Genomic DNA, 18,082 nt, shown 5'->3' with positions numbered 1-18,082 from the left:
TGTCGCGACCTGACTGATTATTCTCCGTGACATCCGTGCGATGAATGCATCTATCGCAGCGGCAGATCCGTCAATTTCTCGGAGACGTCCCAAAGTCGCGCCGCTGCGGCAGCGTCGCGCGCCTGAGGCATGACGACGGCGCGGGCGGGAGGTCCCCGCAATTCGCCGAATCCGCCGGGACCGTAGTAACCGCCCGGCTTTACGTCCGGACTGGTCGCGGCGAACAGGATCGGCCGGGCACCATCGGCCGCAGATTGACCGAGGACGGGAGCCACAAGATCGGTCGCCATGGAGATCAAGCCACCCGGGCCGCGCGCGAACAGGTTGGTTCGTGAAAACCCGGGATGGGCGGCGCAACTGGTTAGACCCCAGCCTGCGGCATCGCTGCGCCGTTGCAGTTCAAACGCGAACATCAAGGTTGCGAGCTTCGATTGCCCATATGCCTTCCACGGCAGGTACATCCGTTCGCCCTGAAGGTCCCCGAAATCCAGGAACCCGGTTCGATGCGCCAGGCTGCTGACGCTGACAACCCGTGGCGCAGGCGCGCCGCGCAGCAACGGCAACAACCGGGCGGTGAGCGCAAAATGACCCAGATGGTTGGTTCCAAATTGCATTTCAAAGCCGTCCTCGGTCGTTTGACGCCGGGGCAGCGCCATGACTCCGGCATTGTTGACCAGCAAATCAAGCGAACCTCGTGACGCCACCCGCTCGGCGAAGCCGGCAACCGATGCGAGACTCGCCAGATCGAGATGCTGGTAACTCACCTTTGCACCGGGGACAGCACTGGCAATCCGCTCGATCGCCGCCCGGCCCTTCTCATCGTCGCGCCCCGTGAGAATGACGTCCAAGCCGGCGTTGGCCAGAGCGAGCGCGATCTCGTAACCGAGACCGCCTGTGGCGCCGGTGACGACCGCAGTCTTGCCAAGTTGCGACGGGATTTCAGCCGATGTCGAACCAGTCATGGAAGAATCAATCAGCGATACACAAATTCGGAACTATTTCCTGACCATCGGGATCTGCAGGTTCGTCGGACGATTCTGCTCTGTGTCGAAACCTCGGCCGTCGACATTGCGAGCGCCCCAGAACAGCAGGTCTCCGCGAAGATAGACCAGATCGTATTCCATGAAATTCGTTCCCTCCTTCAACGCAAACGGAACGAATGTCTTTCCGAAGACGCTTTGCGGCACATTGACGGCCCAGGCATTGTACCCGGCGGACGCCACCTTGTTGAGCACATCCGCAAAACCCTGAACGAGCGGAGTGACCTCGTAGCTCTCATCGGCGACAAAATCGACCTTCTGCGCTCCCGGAGCGATCGGATGGGGACCTCGCCATAGCATATGTCCGCCGATCCTGATCCGCGCCAGCGGAACGGCGCCATAAGAGTCCGCCGAGTTGACGATCTCGAGTTCAAACCGGTCCGCCGGCAGATATTTGAATTTGCGTGTGAGATAGAACGGTTTGAGCCCACCATCCGCATTCTTGCTCGGCCGCACTTCCGGAGCAATGCTCTCCCAGGTTCCGAGCATTGCATCCTTGATCTTGCCCACGTCTGCTTCCATGTGAATTGCCTTCGATTGATGACCGGAAGATTGCGCCGCAACGACGCCGGGCGCCGCCAGCGCCAGCAGGAAAAGTATCGGCGCCGCGAATGTCTTGCGCATGCGAATGCTCCAGCCCAGATCAACGCCCTCGCCGCCGGAGCGGCCGACGAACTGGCCCTGCCTTACAGGCAGACCTTCGACATATCGCTATAATGATTGCTGGCCCGACCGGAAAAGACTTTGTAGGTTGGCCCCATGCCTGCGAGGCATGGAGGATAGAATGGAGCTACGTCATCTCCGCTATTTCATTGCAGTGGCGGATGCCGGCAGCCTGACGGTGGCGGCGGAGCAGAAGCTGCACACCTCCCAGCCATCGCTCAGCCGGCAGATTCGCGATCTCGAAGACGAAGTCGGTGTCCAGTTGATGCTTCGCGGCCCACACGGCATCGAGCTGACCACGGCCGGCAAGGCGTTTCTGGAACATGCGCGGATGGCGCTGGTGCAGTCAGAGGCCGCAAAGGAAGCAGCCCTGCGCGCAGCTCAGTCGTCCAACCCTTCGTTCGCGCTTGGATTCATCTCGGGCGTTGAAATCGGCTTGTTGCCCAATACGGAACGAGTCCTCCGAAAAGAGTATCCAGGCATCGAAATCCGGCTGTCGAGCGATTATTCCCCCGTGCTTGCAAAGAGCTTGATGCGGCGCAGGCTCGACGCGGCCTTTATTCGCCCGGAAGAGCACATGGACGATCTGAATTACAAGCAGGTACGATCGGACCCACTGGCGGTCGTCTGCACCAGCGATCACCGGTTTGCGTCGCAAGCCTCGGTCAGTCTGGACGACATCGCTAAAGAGACTTTTCTTCTTCCATCAAAGGCGGCACCAGCGTTGCGCCGTGTCGTCCTGGAGTCTTTCAGTCGGGCAGGTATCGAGATCAAATCGGGATACGACGTACACAATGTGGTCCACGCCATATCCATGATCGCATCGACTTGCGGTGTTATGCTCTTGCCAGCTTATACCAAACACTACCTGCCGGAATCGCTGAAGATGCGGCCGGTGGCGGGAGCAGCGCCCACACTCGATCTGATTCTTGCCTATCATAAGGCCAACAAATCTCCGGTCCTGAAACTTCTCATTTCCAAAACAGGCCAGCTTTCGGAAACCAGCCCTTCCCGCGCGACGCGCCAATCGCGCTAACCCGCCTGCCATCCATCTTGCGCAAAGGCCGGTAACTGGCGAAAATGCAGGCCAGTTTGAACATTTCCCAGGAATCCCAGTCTGATGCTGTTTGACGACGTTATTCTCGGCCGCCGGAGTATCCGCGGCTATAAACCCGATCCGGTCCCACAGAAATTGATTGAGGAAATCATCGGCCTGGCGATGCGCGCGCCATCGTCGATGAACACCCAGCCATGGAATTTCTATGTCATCACCGGCGAACCGCTGGACCGGATTCGCGCGGGCAATACGGAAAGAATGCTGGCGGGCGTGCCCCAGTCACGCGAATTCCGCACCGGCCAGCCTTTCACGGGCCAGCACCGCGACCGGCAGGTCGGCGTCGCCAAGCAATTGTTCTCCGCCATGGGAATTGCGCGCGACGACAAGGACCGGCGGCAGGATTGGGTCATGCGCGGCTTTCGCCAATTCGATGCGCCCGTCTGCGTTATCGTGACCTATGACCGCGTGCTCGACGGCAGCGACGATACGCCGTTCGACTGCGGCGCCGTGGTGACGGCGCTGGTCAACGCCGCATGGTCTCGCGGACTCGGCGCCGTGATCAACAGTCAGGGCATCATGCAATCCCCGGTGGTGCGCGAACATGCCGGCATCGCCGACGATCAGGTCATCATGAAAAGTATCGCGCTGGGATGGCCGGACGACACATTCCCGGCAAATGCCGTGGTGTCGGAACGAAAGCCCGTCAAGGAAGCGGCCGTATTTGTCGGTTTCGACAAGTAGGCGCCGCCGATACACAATGTAGGCGTCCGGCCATTCCGACATGGCAATGGCCGACGCCAGCCGGCTGAAGACAGCTCATGCCGCTGATCTGAATCAAGGCGAGCTTCCAGCTCGGCCGGTAAACGATGGCATATGTGGCAAGACATATGCACTGCGCCGGTCAATGAATTCCTCGCGATAGCGGTCATTGAGACCGAAGTCCACGCTGCGTTCTTCCCCTGCGTTCTAACGGCCGATGGCTGGCTGAATGCCGAGACAATGAAGAAGCTGGAGATGTCGCCGACCCATTGGCGCAAGTGGCCCGCGGTGACTTACTTTAGCTGCTGCGGATAGTGCAGCGTGCCCGGTTTGATCCAAATCAGTGCTCCGTATGAGCGAAGGGATCAGCCTTCCGGTGAAATTTTCCACAACCAGAATCTCCGGAGGTACGGATATGTTGCGTAATGTTGGCTCGGCGGATCGGTTGGTCCGCATCGTGCTGGGACTTGCGCTGATTGCATTCACGTTTCGCAACGGCGTTCCCGTCCATGGCTGGGATTGGGCCGGACTGATCGGAATCGTCCCGCTTCTCACCGGTCTTTTCGGAACGTGCCCGGCCTACAGCCTGATCGGCTATTCGAGCTGCGCGCGGCAGAAATAGCCGGCTCGGGTCTCAACAGCTCATTCACCTGGATGGCGAAGGCGGCTCGTCTTCGGCAATCGCGCGCCATCCCGCGCCCTCCAGATCGTCGTATTGCCCGCTCCTGAGCGACCAAAGGAAACCCACGAGACCCAGAAGGCCGAGAACCAGAGCAAGCGGCACGAGGTATGCGAGGACTTCCATCACTTGCCCTCCGGCTTTACGCGGCGCGCCCGCAGCGAATTCAACATCACCAAAATTGAAGATCCCGACATGGCCGCCGCCGCGATCAGCGGCGTTGCATATCCCGCGATAGCAATCGGAACAGCCAGAGCGTTATACCCGATCGCCAGCACCAGATTTTCCCGCATCAACCGTAGCGCCTTCCTCGAAAAATCCACCGCGGTCAGGACCGGCGCGAGATTGTTGCCGAGAAAGATCATATCCGCAGCCGCCTGGCTGAGATGTGTGGCGCTGACGGGCGACATCGAGACTGACGCCGAAGCCAGCGCCGGCGCATCGTTCATGCCATCGCCGACCATCATCACCTTGCGGCCCTGTTTCTTCAGCGCTTCGATGTGCGCGATCTTGTCCGCCGGATCGAGTCCGGCCCGCCAGGCCGGAACGCCCAAAGCCATGGCGGCATGCTGTACAGCAGGCGCGCGGTCACCGGAAAGTATCTCCACAGCGATGCCGCGCCTGATCAGCGCTCCGATCGTGGCAGCCGCGTCGGGTCGCAACTGCTGCCGCACGGCGAATACAAACCGCTCATTGCCCTTAGCGAACGCGACAACGGAAATTTCCGGATCCGTCGCCAGCAGTTCGTTTGCGATCAAGTCTGCCCCGCAGAAGGAAGGCTTGCCCAGCCTGAACTCAACGCCGCCGGCGATTCCGCGCACGCCCTGCCCCGGCTCCTCGACGGCTCCCTCCAGAGGCGATGTTTCCTTTGAGGCGCGAGCAACTGCCGCTGCGACCGGATGATGACTGGCCAGTGCCAATCGACCCGCCGTCTTGAGAACATCGGCCGGAACAGCATCCGCGTTCACCACATCGAGTTCAGGTAAAGTCAGCGTGCCCGTTTTGTCGAAGACGACGGTATCGACCTCGGCGACACGCTCGACGGCATCGCCCGAATTAAGCAGGACGCCCGCACGGAACAGTGCGCCTGCGACGATTGTCTGCACCGTTGGAATCGCAAGGCCAAGCGCGCACGGGCATGTAATGATCAAAACCGCGATCCCGGTGACGATCGCATCGTGCCAGTTCGCCCCGAGGGCTACCCATCCAAGCACGGTCAGCAGCGCGGTGACATGCACCACCGGGGCATACAGCCGCGACGCACGATCCGCCAACTGCACATAGCGCGAGCGACCCTGCAGCGCGTTTTCCAGCAGCCGGGATATTTCGGAGAGCAATGTTCCTTCGGCTGCCGCGCCGACACGGATACGCAACGTGCCGGAAATGTTCATCGTTCCCGCGTAAACTGCGGTGCCCGCTTCCGCGGCAACATGGCGCGTCTCACCGGTGATCAGACTCTGGTCGATGTCCGATCGCCCATCGACCACCGTGCCGTCGACGGCACATCGCTCACCCGGACGAAGCAGCACCATATCGCCGGCCGCGATTGCAGCGACGGGGACCTCGCTGATCTCCGTCGGCGATACGAACTTGGTGGCGGTCTCCGCCTTCAGCGCCGCGAGGTTTCCGGCGACAGCCCGCGTGCGCCGCCTCATGCTCTGGTCGAGATAGCGGCCCACGAGCAGGAACGTGAGAAGCATGATGGCCGCATCGAAATAGGCATGCTCCGCATGATGGATCGTCTCGACGACCGACATGCCAAGTGCCAGCACGACTCCGATACTGATCGGAACGTCCATATTGACGCTGCGCGTGCGCAACGCGGCAAGCGCCGAGCGGAAAAACGGCTGTCCTGCATAAGCGACCGCTGGCAGTGCGATCAGCGCCGACAGCCAGTGGAAGAAGTCACGCTGTTCGGGCAGCATGTCCGTCGCATTTCCGGACCACACCGGAATCGACAACATCATCACGTTCATCGTGGCGAATGCCGCGACGCCAAGACAGCGCAACAGGAAACGCGACTGCTCGACCTCCGTCAGTTCCGCACGGACGGGCTCGAACGGATAGGCCTTGTAGCCAAGAGCCGCGACCCGATCCACGAGTTGCGCAGGATCCAGCGTCCCCCTCTTCCACTCAACCGCCAGACGCCTGTCGGTCAGATTGACACGCGCGAGCGTTACTTCCGGAATGGCCGACAGACCACGCTCGATCTTCATCATGCATCCGGCGCAACTGACGCCTTCGACCGCAAGGTCGATGTGGGAGACGCCCGATCCCAGATCCTTCACGTAATGTGAGAAGTCCCGCGCAACAGCCATGACGTCTCCCCTCAATCCAGCAAAACCCGATTGCGCGATCGGAACACGCGCTGTCCGCGCGCATCGCCCTCGATCACCAGGTGCCACTGCCCGGACGAAATTCCCGCGACGGTGCCCTTGTAAATACCTGCTCCGGCATCGGTCAGAGGAACGGTCCGATCCGCCCGCTTGTCGGTGGGACGTTCAAGCCGCGCGGAGAATTCCAGTCCCGTCAGCGGCGCGCCTTTCATGTCATGCGCGACAATCCGAATCTGCGCGCCGTCGATATCGTGGCGCGCGACACTTGCCTCGACCTGCCAGTGCCGCGCTTCCTGCTCGTGGGCGCTCTGGATTTCGCGTTCATAAGCCAGACTGGCGCGATAGGCGCTGTCGACGTCCGTTCCTGGCAATGTTTCGATCGCGAACCGCATCATCACGGCGTTCACACCAATCACCACACCGAAGAACGCGATCAGTATGGCAAGTACCGCGCGTCCGGTGAGAGGTTTTTCCGTAGCCGCCGAGCTGTTCATGAAAACGATCCGTTCCTGATGGTCACGGTGTGACAAAGTTGTCGGTCGCGGATGCCGCCTCGCCGAGTCCGATATCGGTCACACGAAACGTCAACGGCGTGGATTTCGGGAGCTCGCCCGCCGGCTTGGCCGTGACCAGGACGCGAAGCTCCTTGGTCTGATCGCGGCCCAGAACGATTGTCGGCCTGTCGGGCGTGAGCGTGTCCGCGCCGACAACATGTGCGACCGCGCCGCTTACGCCGTCGATGTCGATGGCAACGGTCCGGTCGAAGCCGCGTTTGTTGAGCAGACGAACGGTGTACGCATTGCGAATAGAGCCATCGCTCAACCTGACCGCGATGGGGTTGCGATCATGGAGCACGTTGATGTCCAGCAGGGAGCGCGTCAGCAGTGCATAGAGCATGATGGCGCCGACGCTCGCGATCAGAGCCGCATAGACAACGGTTCGGGGCCGGACAGGCTTGAATATCTCCTGCTTTCCGGCAGATCGCCGCTGAATGTTGATGTCGTTATCGTAGCCGATCAGGCGAGTGGGCCTGCCGATCTTGGTCATCACCGTGTCGCAGGCGTCGATGCAAAGACCGCACTGGATGCAGGCGAGCTGCGCGCCGTCCCTGATGTCGATTCCCGTGGGGCAGACCGCGACGCACTGGCGGCAGTCGATGCAGTCACCCACCGCCTCGCCGTGAGATCGCCGCTCCAGCGCTTTCTTCAGCGACGTACGCTCCTCGCCCCGGTCGTACTTGTAGGTGACGTTGAGAGCCCATTCATCCGTGAGCGCGGCCTGTATCCGCGGCCAGGGACACATATAGACACAGACCTGCTCGCGCATGAATCCGGCGAGCGCGTAGGTCGTGAAAGTCAGAATGACGATCCAGATGTAGGCAAGCATGGGCGCCTGGAAGGTCAGAAGCTGCTTCACAAGCGTCGGCGCGTCGTTGAAATACAGAACCCAGGCGCCACCGGTCCACCAGGCGATCAGAATCCAGATCGAGTGCTTGAGCGCGATCTCCGAGCAGCGCTGAAGTGTGTATCCCTCCGATTCCTTCTTCATCCGCTCGCGGCGGTCTCCCTCGATCAGGCGCTCGACTGCGTAGAAAAGGTCGGTCCAGACCGTCTGCGGACACAGATAGCCGCACCAGATGCGGCCACCGATCGCGTTCATCAGAAACAGCGTCAACGCAGCGAGGATGAGAAGGCCTGTGAAGTAGTAAACCTCCTGCGGCCAGAGCTCGATGAAGAAGAAGTAAAACCTGCTGTTCGGCATATCCACCAGAACAGCCTGGTCTGGCGCACCCACGCCGCGATTCCAGCGGACGAACGGCAGGAAGTAGTAGATGCCGAGGCATACAGCCATCAGCTTCCACTTGATGCTGCGGAATGTTCCGGAAACGCTCTGCGGATAGACCCGCTTATGAGCCGCATAAAGCGGCCCATAGTCGTCGCCTTCCAGGTCTCCGGGGATCGTGACTTTATTCATGAAATCGGTCTCGCGCTATCAATCAAGATAGCCGCGATCGTCCCCGTGCCATTGATTCAGCTCAACCGAGCCGGATGCTCGACCTCAGAACCGCCTACTTTCCACCACCAAGAGAGTGGACGTAGACCGCCAGCGCCTTGATCGTTGCCGGATCGAGACGGCCGGTCCAGGCCGGCATCACCCCGGCCCGTCCGTTGGTAATGGTCTCGATCAGGATTTTCTCGTCCGAACCGTAGAGCCAGATCTGGTCCGTCAGGTCCGGCGCGCCCTGCTCGATATTGCCTTTGGCATTTTCGCCATGGCAGGCGGCGCAATTCTCGGCGAAGATTTTCTGCCCGGCCGCCTTGTCGAATCCCTGCGCCGTGGAGAGTCCCGACAGGGACCGCACGTAGTTGGCGACCGCGACAATCTGATCCGGTTTCAGAATCCCATCCTTGCCGAACGCCAGCATCGCACCTTCATGAGCCTTGGCGTGTCCGGAGCGAACGCCGAACGCGATGGTGTTGCCGATCTGATCGAGCGAACCGCCCCACAGCCATTCGTCGTCGTTGAGATTGGGATAGCCCTTTGCACCTGCGGCACCGCTGCCATGGCAGGGCGCGCAGTTATCGCCGAAAGCGGCCTTGCCGCGAGCGCGTGCCAGCGCAAGCAGGGCCGGATCCTTTTCGATATCGGCCAGCGGCGTCGCGTTCAGCGTGGCCATCTTGCCGCCGCGCAGCTTCTCGAGGTTTGCGAGATCGACCGCGACATCGGCGCGCGACGAATAGCGGATAATCCCCGCCGTATAGCCCTGGACCAGCGGCCAAGCCGGGTAAACAACCCAGTAGCCGATTGCCCACACGATGGTCGCGTAGAACGTGATGACCCACCATCTCGGCAGCGGTGTATTCAGCTCCTTGATCCCGTCCCATTGATGACCGGTCGTGGCAGTACCCGATACGGAATCAATCTCTTCCTTGTGATGCGTCATGATCCGTCAGTCCTCCCGCAGCGGAAGTCTCGACGCCGCATCGAACAGCGCCTTGTTGCGAGGCCATAGAGCGTAGACAACGATAGCCAGAAAGGTGCCGACGAAGATCGGGGTCCACCAAGTCACGATGAAATCCGAAACAGCATTCTGGGCCGTAAGAAGCGCTTTCATGTTTCGGCTTTCCTAGCGAAGATTGGCTTTTTCATCGTAGAGTTTGAAGTCGACAAGCGTGCCGAGCATTTGCAGATAGGCGACCAACGCATCCATCTCCGTCGGATTCCCGGGCTTTCCGTCGAAGTTTCGCGCGACGGCCTTCGGATATCGCTTCTGCAGCGCATCGACGTCTCCGTTGTCCGGATCGGCCTGCGCCTTGAGATCGGAAATCGCATTCGCGATCTGCTCATCCGAATAGGGCACGCCCACCGTCCGGTTCGCTTGCAGATGCCCGGCGATTGTCGTCGCATCGACTTCGGTCTCCGAGAGGAACGGATAGCCGGGCATGACCGATTGCGGCACGATGGCACGCGGATTCACCAGATGGGTGATATGCCATTCGTCCGAGTATTTCGCGCCGACGCGGGCCAGATCGGGTCCGGTTCGCTTTGAACCCCACTGAAACGGATGATCGTACATGCTCTCTGCGGCGAGCGAGTAGTGGCCATAACGCTCGACTTCGTCGCGCAGCGGCCGGATCATCTGCGAATGACAAAGATAACAGCCTTCGCGGACGTAGATATTGCGCCCGGCCAGTTCGAGCGGCGTATAGGGCCGCATGCCCTCCACTTTCTCGATCGTGCTCTTCAAATAGAACAGCGGCGTGATTTCGACGAGACCGCCAATCGCGATCACGGCGAGAATGCCGATGATGAGAATGATGGAGTTCTTCTCGAAAATCTGATGACGCTTCCAGAATGACATCGCTCGCTCCTCACTCGGCAGGCTGAAGAGCGCGCGACGAGCTCATCTCGGAGGCCTCGTCGGTTCGCGCGGTCATCCAGAGATTGTAGGCCATGATCAGCGATCCGATCAGGAACAGCGCGCCGCCTGCGGCCCGGATGATGTAGAACGGGTGCATCGCTTCGACCGTTTCGATGAAGGAGTATTCAAGGAAGCCCAGCGACGTATAGGCGCGCCACATCAGGCCCTGCAGGATGCCCGACACCCACATCGCGGAGATGTAGAGGACGATGCCGATGGTCGCGATCCAGAAATGCCAGTTCACCAGTTTGAGGCTGTAAAGCCCCTTGCGGTCCCAGAGCCACGGCACGAGACAGTACAGAGCACCGAACGATACGAAACCGACCCAGCCGAGCGCGCCCGAGTGGACATGACCGATGGTCCAGTCCGTATAGTGACTGAGCGAATTGACCGCCTTGACGGACATCAGCGGCCCTTCAAACGTAGCCATGCCGTAAAAGGCAACGGACACGACGAGCATTCGCAGCACCGGATCTGTCCGCAGCTTGTCCCACGCGCCGGACAGCGTCATCAATCCGTTGATCATGCCGCCCCAGGAGGGCATCCACAGCATGATCGAGAAGGTCATGCCGAGAGTCTGCGCCCAGTCCGGCAGCGCCGTGTAGTGCAGATGATGCGGGCCAGCCCAGATGTAGAGGAAAATGATCGCCCAGAAATGGATGATCGACAGCCGATAGGAGTAAACCGGCCGCTCCGCGCGCTTCGGAATGAAGTAGTACATGATGGCGAGAAAGCCGGCGGTCAGGAAGAAGCCCACCGCGTTGTGGCCGTACCACCACTGGAACATCGCGTCCTGAACGCCGCCCCAGGCGATGTAGGACTTCGAGCCGAACAGCGAAACCGGAACGCCGGGATTGTTGCCGAGATGCAGCACGGCAATGGTGACGATGAACGCCAGATAGAACCAGTTCGCGACGAAGATATGCGGTTCCTTACGCTTGATCAGCGTCGCGACGAACACCAGCAGATAGGTAACCCACACCACCGTCAGCAGCAGGTCCGCATACCATTCCGGCTCGGCATATTCCTTCGATTGCGTCACGCCGAGCAGATACCCGGTGCCTGCGATCAGAATGAAAAAGTTGTACCCAAGCACGACAAACCACGGGGCAAGATCGCCTGCGAGGCGCACCCGGCAGGTTTTCTGAACCACATAGAAGGATGTCGCGATCAGCACATTGCCGCCGAAGGCGAAGATAACCGCCGAGGTGTGCAGCGGCCGCAGTCTGCCGAAGGTCGTCCAAGGCAGGTCGAAATTCAGTTGCGGCCACGCCAGTTGCGAGGCGATGAGGAGGCCGACCGTGAAACCCGCGATTCCCCAGAATACGGACAGGACCGATGCGACCTTGATCGGCGCGAGATTGTAATTCGGCCGCCCGCCGATTTCCTGGGGCGGTAAAGACGCAGGTCTGTCAAAATAGCGATTGATGATCGCAAATGCCGCTATCAGGCTCGCGCCCATCGCCACATAGGCGTGGAATGCGAAAGCGGCATCCTGGGCTTTGGCTGCGGCGACCAGACAGAGAAGCACCGATACCGCGAAAAAGGCTGCAAGGCTCCCCTCGCCAAAGGTCATCCATTTGGTTTCTTGCGACTCGTTCATGATTGAGGCTTCTCTGTGCGTGTCCGGGTCATTAATCATGACTTCGCCGCGCCCGAATTGATCGAGATCAACCTGAGCTAAGGCTGGTCAGCTTTTTGGAGCTGCCTTGTCAGGCTCGTTGTTCGCATCGCCCGCCGCGCGCAGCGCCTCCAGCGTGTCCGTATTTGGGCAATACCCGGAGTGGCCGGATCTTCCGTTCTGGAAATCGCTGGCGCAGCGCTTCGTTGAGGTGCAATTGGCGCAAACACGATTGAGATCGCCGAACTCGCTGAAGTGCTTTTTCTTCAGAATTTCTTCTGACAGCCCCATTCCGGCGAGCCGTTGCGTCAACAGCTCCCGCACATGGCTGCCGCTGCCGGCAAGAGTCAGAAGATCGGAAGTCGACAGTCCGAAATCCCGGGCGATCCGGTTGACTTCATCGGCATCCAGCCCCTGCAATCCATCGGGCCGACGAAACCGCTGCGAGCACCGCTTTGCCCACGACATGACATGACCCAATATCGACACACGTTCGAGAGGTCCGGCTTGCGGCTCCATCGCACCCTCCACCTGCATCCGGAATTTCAGAACGCGCGCCGGCGCGGCTTCGGGGCATCGGGCCCCACGCGGCGCGGCTTGTCCGTCGACAGCAAGACGGCGCCGAACCCGGCCAACATCAGCAGGACAATCGCGGACAGAATCATCGCATTGGCGGACATGGCTCACTCCATTTATTGTGAAGAGCGTGCCGCATGACCGGAATGACGTCTTTGACACGGATCAATTCGTGTGCGCGCGGCGGCACGCCGCCGCGAGAGCCGCAGCAAGGCTGAAATCCGGCAACCGCCTCGCGTCAATGGATGGCTGGAACCCTGCCGCCAAATACCAATTCGCGAGTGAGCACACTTGTTTCCTCCATGCCGAATATGAGAAGTTGTGCGCGGCAGCGGCGCGCGCTGCGACGAGGAATGGAATGCAGAATCGATTGACGGCGGAACAATCCGCTGGGGTGCTGGGCCGCTGGATTCCTCCGGCCGTTGCCATGGTCGCTGCGGTGATCGCGCTGACAACACTGCCTTTCGAGGCCTCGGCGAAACCGGCGCGCCGCGCACAACCCGCCGAAACGGCTGCCCCCCGCGAAGCGGGTGAACCGATCATGGCGATCGTGTCGATCAAAAGCCAGCAGGTCACGCTTTACGACGCGGATGGCTGGATTCTGCGCGCGCCGGTCTCGACCGGCGTCAAGGAGCGCGAGACGCCCGCCGGTGTCTTCGCCGTCGTCGAGAAGGACAAGGACCACCGCTCGACCATGTATGACGATGCCTGGATGCCCAACATGCAGCGCATCACCTGGAACGGCCTCGCATTGCATGGCGGCCCGCTGCCCGGCTATGCGGCCTCGCACGGCTGCGTGCGGATGCCTTATGGCTTTGCCGAAAAACTTTTCGACAAGACGCGGATCGGGATGCGCGTGATCGTTTCGCCGGACGATGCCGTTCCAGTCGAGTTTTCTCATCCGGCGCTGTCGCTCTTCACGCCGGATGCGCAGGCAATCGCTGCCGCGCCGGCAAAGGCGGCGACAATCGCAGCCGAGGCCTCGGAGGCGGTGACGAATGCCGATGCGGCGAAGAAAGCCGCTGTCGCGGCGACGCGCGAGGCAGCCCCGCTTGCTGCGTCCCTGCGCAAGCTGGAGCGGCTCAAGACACGGGCCGACGCCGAACTCGCATCCGCCGAGAAGGCGCTGGCCTCCGCCAAAACCGATCAAGCGAAAGCACGCGCCGAGGACCGCAAGCAGAAAGCGGCGGCAAAGGCAGCGGAGATGGGCGGCAAGTTCGACGCCGCGAAAGCGGATTCCGCATCCAAGCTCGATGCAGCCAGCGCTGCGAAAGAAGCTGCCAAGACGGCGCAGGCGAGAAAGACCGAGACAGAAAAGACCGCGCTCGATGCGAAACTCGCGCTTGAACCGGTCTCGATCTACATCAGCCGCGCGACGCGCAGGCTTTATGTCCGCCGCAACACACACAAGCCGGCTCCCGACGGCGGCGGAGAAGTGTTTGACGCTTCCATCGAAGTGCCGATCACGATACGAGACCCCGGAAAGCCGCTCGGCACGCATATTTTTACTGCGGTAGCGCGCAGCGATTCAGGCCTGCGCTGGACATCCGTCACGATTGACAAAGGAAGCGACGCCAAAGACGCGCTCGACCGCATCGCCATCCCGAAGGAAATTCTGGACCGTCTCGCGCCAACCATGCCGCCCCGGTCCTCCATCGTGGTCTCGGACGAGCCATTGAGCGAGGAGACCAACTATCGCACCGAGTTCGTCGCTGTCCTGAGCGACCAGCCACAGGGCGGCTTCATCACGCGCCGGCCGAGTGAAGTTCTCATGGCGGACGACGGTGGCTGGAATACAGGGAACGGTCAGGACGACGGCTTCGCCATTTTCTTCCAGCGCGGCCCGGCCCGCCAGCCGGACTTTCCCCGCAGGGAAGGTCGCCGTTTCTTTTCTCCGGTGCAGCCGGGCTGGTGACGTAAACCGGCACGGCGTATCGGCGTATCTGGCCGCGTCCACCGCACGGGAGGACAGTCAGCGCGCCGCCTGTCACATCGCGCGGACGCTTTTCAGGAACTTTTCGACCTGAAGCTCGAGCCGAAGCCGGACGACAACATCTCCGGCGCGGCGCCACGTTCACCGGCGGCGGAAATTGGCCGTTTTCGGCATGCTTTCGCAGTCACTTGCTCTTTACCGGTCGTCTGTTGAAAAGCTGCGCGGCGTTGTCTGCCGGGCATGCGACGACTGAATTGCCAACAATCCCGCTATCAACTGATCGCACCGCCCGGAACAGCGCGCGCTGAATTTTAAAGGGACCTCCTGGAATCGTGCTCACTGTGAGAGCACGGCTGATGAGCGACCTCCGCTGAGGCAAGTGGTCAACAAAGACAGGTGTCAATAACCTCGCCGCGAGCTATCCTGGTCGCCCTCAGGCGGAAAGAAACAAGATGACAGTCTATGACGACAAAAACATCTTTGCGAAAGTCCTTCGCGGCGAAATACCTTCCTACAAGCTCTATGAGAACGAACATACATTTGCGTTTCTGGACATCATGCCCCGCTCTCCCGGACATACGCTGGTGATTCCGAAAAGTCCGGTGCGGGGTCTCCTCGATATATCAGCCGATGCATTCGCAGAGGTTGCGCGGACGACGAAGCGGATCGCCGTGGCGGCAGTTCGTGCGTTCAATGCCGACGGCGTGATCATTCAGCAGTTCAGCGAGCCGGCCAGCGGCCAGGTCGTGCTGCATATGCATATGCACGTCATGCCTGTGACCCAGGGAATTGACCTTTTGCCGGCGCAAACGCGCAAGGAAGATCCGAAGGTCCTTGAACAGCACGCGGCACGGCTGATTGCAGCCCTCCGCGAGTAGCAGTAGCAGGTTTAGTCCTGCGTACACCGCCGCAGATTGGCAACCGGCCGGCAAGGGGAACTCGCAGTCACCCCTGCCGTGCTCCCTCAGACTCCGAGATATCGTTGCAGCACATCCGGATTGGCCTTGATCTCGGCGGCCGGACCCTCATGCGCGATATGGCCGTTGTTGATAATATAGACACGGTTTGCCAACGCGAGCGTCGCCGCGAGATTCTGCTCGACCAGCACGATGGTTTGTCCGCTTGCCGCAAGATCGCGGCAGGCCCTGACCAGATCGCGCACGATCACTGGCGCCAGTCCTTCAAACGGTTCATCGAGCAGAATGATTTTGGGGTCGCGCACCAGCGCGCGCGCAATCGCCAACATCTGCTGTTCGCCACCCGACAGATCTGTTCCGCGACTGCCGCGACGCTCTTTAAGGCGTGGAAACATTTCGTAGATGCGATCGAGCGGCCATTTTTTCGGCGCGGTCAAACCCGCAAGAACGATGTTTTCCTCAACATTGAGACTGCCGAAAATGCGACGATCCTCCGGCACGAGTTGCATGCCCGCATTGGCGATCGCGTGGCTCTTCGATCCTGCGACATCAGTCCCGTCGAGCACCACCTTGCCGCTGCGAGGGGTCAGAATGCCCATCAGGCTTTTAAGGGTAGTCGATTTGCCCGCGCCGTTGCGGCCAAGCAAAGCGACCACTTCATTGCGATCGACGCGCAAACCGACATCAAAAAGGATGTGCGAGTCCGCATAATAAGAATTCAACCCTGAGACTTCGAGCAGACTCATTCGAGTACCCCACCGAGATAGGCTTCCTGAACGGCAGGATTGGCCTTGATTTCGTCAGGTGTCCCCTCCACCAGCACTCGTCCTTCCTGCAGGACCGTGACGCGCTCGGCCAGTTCGAACAGCGCATCCATATCGTGATCGATCACGATCATGGTCCGGCCCTGGCGAATCGACTGCAACAGCTTGACCGTTTCGGTGCGCTCCTGCGGGCTCATCCCGGCGAGAGGTTCATCGAGCAACAAAAGGCTCGGCGATGTGGCGAGTGCAAGGCCGATTTCGAGCCGGCGCTTTTCGCCATAGGCCAGATCGGAAACCTTGGTGTCGACGCGCCGGGTCAGCCGCACGAGTTGAAGCGTGTGCTCGACCTGCTCTTTGAGGCCGGGAATTGAATTCGGATCGCGGAACAGGTCGAGCTTGAATTTGCCGCGCAAGTCGGCAAGCACCGCAACAGTGAGGTTTTCGCGCACCGTGAGCTGCGTGAACAACTGATTGACCTGATAGCTCTTGGTGAGTCCAAGCTGGCAAACGTCAGTCACGCTTTTTCCGGTGATGTCGTTGCCCTCGAACATGATCGTTCCGGCGCTGGGCGGAATTTCGCACGTCAGCATCTTGAAGAAGGTCGATTTGCCCGCACCGTTCGGCCCGATGACGCCGCGCAGTTCACCGTGATTCACGGTAAAATCGATGTCGCTGTTGGCGACCAAACCGCCATACCGCTTGGTCAGGCCGGTCGCCTGCAGGATTGGGCCGGAGGTTCTGTCGCCTTCACGCCGGTGTGGCGGCGCTGCGACCGCAACGGCAGCGGTATCTTCAAAATCGGCATGCGAATCCCCGTCGCTCGCCTCGGACGGGCTCCTGCGCGTGCCCAGCCAGTTGAACAAATCCACGAAGCCACCGACAATGCCACGCCGCAGGAAACAGACCAGCAGGACGAAGATGATGCCAAGGACGAGCTTCCAGGTCGCGCCGAGGTGCAGCGTATTCTGGAAAAAGTCGCTGAGGAAAAGCCAGACCGCGGCGCCAACTACCGGACCGAACAAGGTTCCGGTTCCACCGATGGCGGTTTGCATCACAAGCTGTCCGGATGTCTCGAACGTAAACGCATCGGGCGGCATGAAGCCCTGCATCATGCCGAGCAGCCCGCCGGCAAATCCGGCATAGGCCGCAGCGATGACGAACGCGGTGAGCTTGTAGCCCTTGATGTTGTGGCCAACCGCCTGCGCCCGCAGCGGGTTGTCGCGGATCGCCCGCAGCACCGCGCCGACCGGCGAACGGATGATGCGCAGCGCAATCACGATGCCCACGAAGAACCAGAACGCGATGAACCCATACATGGTCCAGTCGGTGTTGAACTTCAGCGTTGTGAAGCCCAGGAAGATCGACGGCGGCGGCACACCCGGCAGACCGTTCTCGCCGCCCGTAAACTCGGCGAGCGGACTGAACTCGACGAAAAAGAACACTTCGGCGATGGCGACCGTGATCATCGCGAAGTAAATGCCGGTCCGGCGCAACGCAATAAGGCCGATCAGATAGCCGACAACCGCCGAAACAACGGTGCCGATGACCAGCGCCACCATCCCATAAGGGAATCCCGCAATCGTCAGCAGATAGGCGACGACCATTCCGCCGGTGCCAAAAAAGGCGGACTGACCGAACGACAGCAAGCCGGTGAAGCCGAACAGGATATCGAAACCGATCCCGAAAAGACCCCAAATCAGAATGCGGTCGATCGTCGTTGGCGAAAAGCCAAGATGCGGCAACACGAACGGCACGATAATCAAACCCAGCGCCGTCAGCGCCTCGACAAGATAAGAACGATTCTTCAGCATCGGA

At 60.5% G+C, this 18,082-nt stretch carries 19 protein-coding genes; 5 read left to right on the top strand and 14 right to left on the bottom strand.

The window, feature by feature from the left end:
* Nucleotides 1-50 precede the first annotated feature (50 nt).
* Complete coding sequence (locus HMPREF9696_RS20500) at nucleotides 51-962, bottom strand: SDR family oxidoreductase (RefSeq protein WP_002714973.1); 912 nt, start codon at nucleotides 960-962, stop codon at nucleotides 51-53.
* A gap of 33 nt (nucleotides 963-995) precedes the next feature.
* A complete protein-coding gene (locus HMPREF9696_RS20495; protein WP_002714972.1) occupies nucleotides 996-1,664 on the bottom strand; it encodes a hypothetical protein in 669 nt (222 codons plus the stop codon).
* Between the two features lie 160 nt (nucleotides 1,665-1,824).
* Here HMPREF9696_RS20495 and HMPREF9696_RS20490 point away from each other — a divergent pair, with 160 nt between their 5' ends.
* The 3 genes from HMPREF9696_RS20490 (at nucleotide 1,825) to HMPREF9696_RS20475 (ending at nucleotide 4,141) form a co-directional block, all read left to right on the top strand.
* Entirely contained in the window at nucleotides 1,825-2,739 is a 915-nt protein-coding gene (locus HMPREF9696_RS20490) for a LysR substrate-binding domain-containing protein (RefSeq protein ID WP_002714971.1), read from the top strand.
* Nucleotides 2,740-2,823: 84 nt separating this feature from the next.
* Entirely contained in the window at nucleotides 2,824-3,501 is a 678-nt protein-coding gene (locus HMPREF9696_RS20485) for a nitroreductase (RefSeq protein WP_002714969.1), read from the top strand.
* A gap of 433 nt (nucleotides 3,502-3,934) precedes the next feature.
* The gene (locus HMPREF9696_RS20475) at nucleotides 3,935-4,141 is read left to right on the top strand and encodes a YgaP family membrane protein (RefSeq protein WP_002714968.1); all 207 of its coding nucleotides are present in this window, start codon (nucleotides 3,935-3,937) and stop codon (nucleotides 4,139-4,141) included.
* A gap of 24 nt (nucleotides 4,142-4,165) precedes the next feature.
* On the opposite strand, the gene ccoS is transcribed toward HMPREF9696_RS20475, so the two are convergent.
* From ccoS to HMPREF9696_RS22160, 10 genes are all read right to left on the bottom strand, one after another.
* A complete protein-coding gene (ccoS, locus tag HMPREF9696_RS20470) occupies nucleotides 4,166-4,324 on the bottom strand; it encodes a cbb3-type cytochrome oxidase assembly protein CcoS (RefSeq protein ID WP_002714967.1) in 159 nt (52 codons plus the stop codon).
* On the bottom strand, nucleotides 4,324-6,516 hold the full coding sequence (locus tag HMPREF9696_RS20465) for a cation-translocating P-type ATPase (RefSeq protein ID WP_002714966.1): 2,193 nt from the start codon (nucleotides 6,514-6,516) through the stop codon (nucleotides 4,324-4,326). The genes ccoS and HMPREF9696_RS20465 overlap by 1 nt, the downstream gene beginning before the upstream one ends.
* Before the next feature lie 11 nt (nucleotides 6,517-6,527).
* Nucleotides 6,528-7,028: a FixH family protein gene (locus HMPREF9696_RS20460; RefSeq protein ID WP_002714965.1), complete on the bottom strand. Its 501-nt coding sequence runs from the start codon at nucleotides 7,026-7,028 to the stop codon at nucleotides 6,528-6,530.
* A gap of 22 nt (nucleotides 7,029-7,050) precedes the next feature.
* Nucleotides 7,051-8,508 (bottom strand): cytochrome c oxidase accessory protein CcoG, encoded by a 1,458-nt coding sequence (gene ccoG / locus HMPREF9696_RS20455; protein WP_002714964.1) that lies wholly within the window; start codon nucleotides 8,506-8,508, stop codon nucleotides 7,051-7,053.
* 94 nt (nucleotides 8,509-8,602) lie between these two features.
* Nucleotides 8,603-9,478: a cytochrome-c oxidase, cbb3-type subunit III gene (gene ccoP, locus HMPREF9696_RS20450; protein ID WP_002714963.1), complete on the bottom strand. Its 876-nt coding sequence runs from the start codon at nucleotides 9,476-9,478 to the stop codon at nucleotides 8,603-8,605.
* A gap of 6 nt (nucleotides 9,479-9,484) precedes the next feature.
* Nucleotides 9,485-9,649 (bottom strand): cbb3-type cytochrome c oxidase subunit 3, encoded by a 165-nt coding sequence (locus HMPREF9696_RS20445; protein ID WP_002714962.1) that lies wholly within the window; start codon nucleotides 9,647-9,649, stop codon nucleotides 9,485-9,487.
* 12 nt (nucleotides 9,650-9,661) lie between these two features.
* The gene (gene ccoO / locus HMPREF9696_RS20440) at nucleotides 9,662-10,396 is read right to left on the bottom strand and encodes a cytochrome-c oxidase, cbb3-type subunit II (protein ID WP_002714961.1); all 735 of its coding nucleotides are present in this window, start codon (nucleotides 10,394-10,396) and stop codon (nucleotides 9,662-9,664) included.
* A gap of 10 nt (nucleotides 10,397-10,406) precedes the next feature.
* Entirely contained in the window at nucleotides 10,407-12,032 is a 1,626-nt protein-coding gene (gene ccoN, locus HMPREF9696_RS20435) for a cytochrome-c oxidase, cbb3-type subunit I (RefSeq protein WP_430642322.1), read from the bottom strand.
* A 114-nt stretch (nucleotides 12,033-12,146) separates the two neighbouring features.
* Nucleotides 12,147-12,596, bottom strand: a complete 450-nt coding sequence (locus tag HMPREF9696_RS20430) for a DUF6455 family protein (protein WP_002714959.1) — start codon at nucleotides 12,594-12,596, stop codon at nucleotides 12,147-12,149.
* Nucleotides 12,597-12,622: 26 nt separating this feature from the next.
* The gene (locus HMPREF9696_RS22160; RefSeq protein ID WP_002714958.1) at nucleotides 12,623-12,757 is read right to left on the bottom strand and encodes a hypothetical protein; all 135 of its coding nucleotides are present in this window, start codon (nucleotides 12,755-12,757) and stop codon (nucleotides 12,623-12,625) included.
* A 254-nt stretch (nucleotides 12,758-13,011) separates the two neighbouring features.
* Between HMPREF9696_RS22160 and HMPREF9696_RS20425 the strand changes: the two genes are divergently transcribed.
* Nucleotides 13,012-14,568 carry a L,D-transpeptidase gene (locus HMPREF9696_RS20425; protein ID WP_002714957.1) on the top strand — a complete coding sequence of 519 codons (1,557 nt, stop codon included), beginning with the start codon at nucleotides 13,012-13,014 and terminating at the stop codon, nucleotides 14,566-14,568.
* Nucleotides 14,569-15,038: 470 nt separating this feature from the next.
* Nucleotides 15,039-15,464, top strand: a complete 426-nt coding sequence (locus tag HMPREF9696_RS20420) for an HIT family protein (RefSeq protein WP_002714956.1) — start codon at nucleotides 15,039-15,041, stop codon at nucleotides 15,462-15,464.
* 86 nt (nucleotides 15,465-15,550) lie between these two features.
* Here HMPREF9696_RS20420 and HMPREF9696_RS20415 read toward each other — a convergent pair whose 3' ends face one another.
* Both HMPREF9696_RS20415 and HMPREF9696_RS20410 read right to left on the bottom strand, forming a co-directional pair.
* Nucleotides 15,551-16,249, bottom strand: coding sequence for an ABC transporter ATP-binding protein (locus HMPREF9696_RS20415; RefSeq protein WP_002714955.1), 699 nt, complete (start codon nucleotides 16,247-16,249; stop codon nucleotides 15,551-15,553).
* Nucleotides 16,246-18,078, bottom strand: coding sequence for a branched-chain amino acid ABC transporter ATP-binding protein/permease (locus HMPREF9696_RS20410; RefSeq protein WP_002714954.1), 1,833 nt, complete (start codon nucleotides 18,076-18,078; stop codon nucleotides 16,246-16,248). The genes HMPREF9696_RS20415 and HMPREF9696_RS20410 overlap by 4 nt, the downstream gene beginning before the upstream one ends.
* Nucleotides 18,079-18,082 lie beyond the last annotated feature (4 nt).

This window comes from Afipia clevelandensis ATCC 49720, assembly GCF_000336555.1.
Taxonomy (GTDB): domain Bacteria; phylum Pseudomonadota; class Alphaproteobacteria; order Rhizobiales; family Xanthobacteraceae; genus Afipia; species Afipia clevelandensis.
Note: the sequence above shows the minus strand (reverse complement) of the source record. Positions and strands in the feature narration are given on the sequence as shown.